Here is a 2514-nt window from a genome sequence, read left to right as displayed (position 1 = left end):
TAGATGATCAGTTGAAATTAATGAGTCTAGATCAATTCAAAGAAAATATTGAGCAAGCCAGAAAAGCTGGTTTTCAAAAAGTTTATTTTCGAGGAGCAGAATGGTGGTATTGGCTAAAAACAAAGCAGGCAAAACCTGAGTTTTGGGAGGAGGCAAAGAGGGTGATTGGGGGAGGGTAAACGGAATAAACCAAATAACTAAGAATGATATTTTTTCTAGAAGCTTTTAATAAGAACAAAGTGTTAGATTATCAAGCGTTGTTTGCAGTTCATTGGGATAAAAGTAATCAATTAGTTTTTCCATAGGCGTTTGATTATTAATTCCTTTATGCGGTTTAACGTTATTATAGAAGTTAGTGAACCTTAACAATTCTTTCTTTCTATGTTCCCTGTTTTTAAATGTTGTCTTATCATGTCACATTTCCATTAAAGTCCTAATTGCTCTTTCTGCTTTTCCGTTAGTTCTAGGGGTTCTTACTTTCGTGAATCTTTGCTCAATCTTGCTTTATCTGCAAAGTTTAATAAAAGTGTGATTCTCTGGCATTCCTCGGTATTCCTTACCATTATATGAATAGGCTTGTTTAATGGTATAGGGACATTCATCTAATACCTGTTCTAGGAATTTTTCTGCTGAATACTGGGTTTTATCTGGTAGAATCGCAATATACAGTTCTCTTGAAAAATCATCCATGGACACAAAAAATATTTGCTATGGTTAGTAACACTTTCTCCTTTAAGTAATGGTAATCTCTTAGTATCAAAATACAACATTTCTCCCTGGTATTTCTTGTTGTATCTTCTGGCTTGCTTTTCCAGTTTAGCTTCTGCTTTCTTTTCAATCTTAGAAAGTCTTTTTATCCTGTATTGCAGACAACGAAATCTCTTATTAATACTTTTACGAATTGTATAATCTCTGTGCTTGTCTTGGTGGATGATCTTGTATATAATAGGAGCAGTAATGTTATATTTTCTAATTAAATCGCATACGCGTATTTTTTTCCAGCAATCATCGGATAATTGTTTTCTCTGAATAGGTGTTAATCTTGTCTTCCTATAAATGACCATAATGTTGTTTACTCAATTGTTAGCTTATTCAAAACTAACGAATTTTGTAAACGACGCTAGTGTATCTTACATATAATAAATATAAAAAAATAAATAAAAAAATGGATGATTTAAAAATTAACAAAGGAAAAAACAAAAATAAGTCATCAGGATTAATACGTTTTTTGTTTATAATAATAATATTAACCATTATTACTGTTGGTAATTTTATCTTTGAAAGACTTGAAGCTGAATTCCGGCCAACAAAAGAAGAAAGAATTAGTAATATACGTATTAATGTAGTTAAGAATAAGGATCCAGGCAATCATGATCCAGGAAGATGGGAAAGCATGATATCTAATAGTTGTTCAAAAACAGATGACTGTTTTGGCGATATTGGTCGTAAATTTAACATGGATGAAAAATACAATGCGATATCGAGACAACTTAAAGAGATAGAGAAACTTCATAAGCAAATTTTAGAACAGAAGGATAATAGATGTTGTATTGATTCAAAAGATTCCTCTCTTCAATTACAAATGGAAAGTATTATTAAAAAAATCAATCCGCAGATTAAAGATTTAGTAGAGACAGCTGAGGAAGCTTCAAGATATATAGAAAAGGATATCAAGGTGAAGAATGAATTTAGGTTGTGTTTGTTTCTCTTATTATTCATTACTCCATTAATTCTCCTATCTTTTTTATTGTATCTAAAATTTAAGAATAAAGATAGTAACTATGCAGGAATATTTGGAGCTTTTTTGGTAGCATTTTTTTTATTATCCTTGCAAGTTTTCACAAGACTCTTTACGGTTTTTGAAGATATTTATGTTTCTTCGGCTAGTATTATTAGGCTTAGTATTCTAGTCATGTTAATAATAGGTTTAGGATATGTAGCGTATATAGCTAAATGTATTTTTTTAAACATTCAAATTAGTTGGCAAGAATTTTTTAGGCTAGATAAGGGAAGGCTTATTATCTTAGGAATATTCCTTTTTACAATTCTTGCCTTATTCGGAGCTTCAGTGTTAATTAGTAAATATGTGGGTGATTATCCGGCTTCTTCTCCCATAGAGAGCTTTCTGATTCCCATAGGGTTCTTATTTGGATTGATATTTTTTCTTTTCCCCGCCTGGCTACTTGGCTCATCAACTGGCATTCGTATACCGTTTGATATGTCTGGAGGTTCTTCTAACTATTTTTCTGCTATAACTATTTTTATTTTTGTAATTGCTCTTTTTTATATAACTTTGTGCCTTTTCGCTCGTATAAAGTATAGAAACCAAAATCGTTTTTAATTATGAAAAGTATTTACATTGCTAAGGATTTTTCATTCTATAACCTAACAAAGCAAGAAAAACCTGAGTTTTGGGAGGAGGCGAAAAGGGTGATTGGGGGATGAAGAAAATTCTTGAATCTATTTCAGCTACTATCTCCTTGCTATATTTCCTAAATTGTGTTATATTGTAAT

General features: G+C 31.1%; 1 protein-coding gene. It reads left to right on the top strand.

The window, feature by feature from the left end; translation table 11 throughout:
- Nucleotides 1–1165 precede the first annotated feature (1165 nt).
- On the top strand, nucleotides 1166–2341 hold the full coding sequence (locus U9R42_09435) for a hypothetical protein (GenBank protein ID MEA3496243.1): 1176 nt from the start codon (nucleotides 1166–1168) through the stop codon (nucleotides 2339–2341).
- The last annotated feature ends 173 nt before the right edge of the window (nucleotides 2342–2514 follow it).

This window comes from Bacteroidota bacterium, assembly GCA_034723125.1.
Taxonomy (GTDB): Bacteria; Bacteroidota; Bacteroidia; order CAILMK01; family JAAYUY01; genus JAYEOP01.
The sequence above is the reverse complement of the archived record's forward strand: the minus strand, read 5'-3'. Positions and strand labels throughout refer to the sequence as shown.

Excerpts from the sequence above, each read along its gene's own strand:
- U9R42_09435 (MEA3496243.1), top strand. The coding sequence starts at position 1,166 with ATGGATGATTTAAAAATTAACAAAGGAAAAAACAAAAATAAGTCATCA.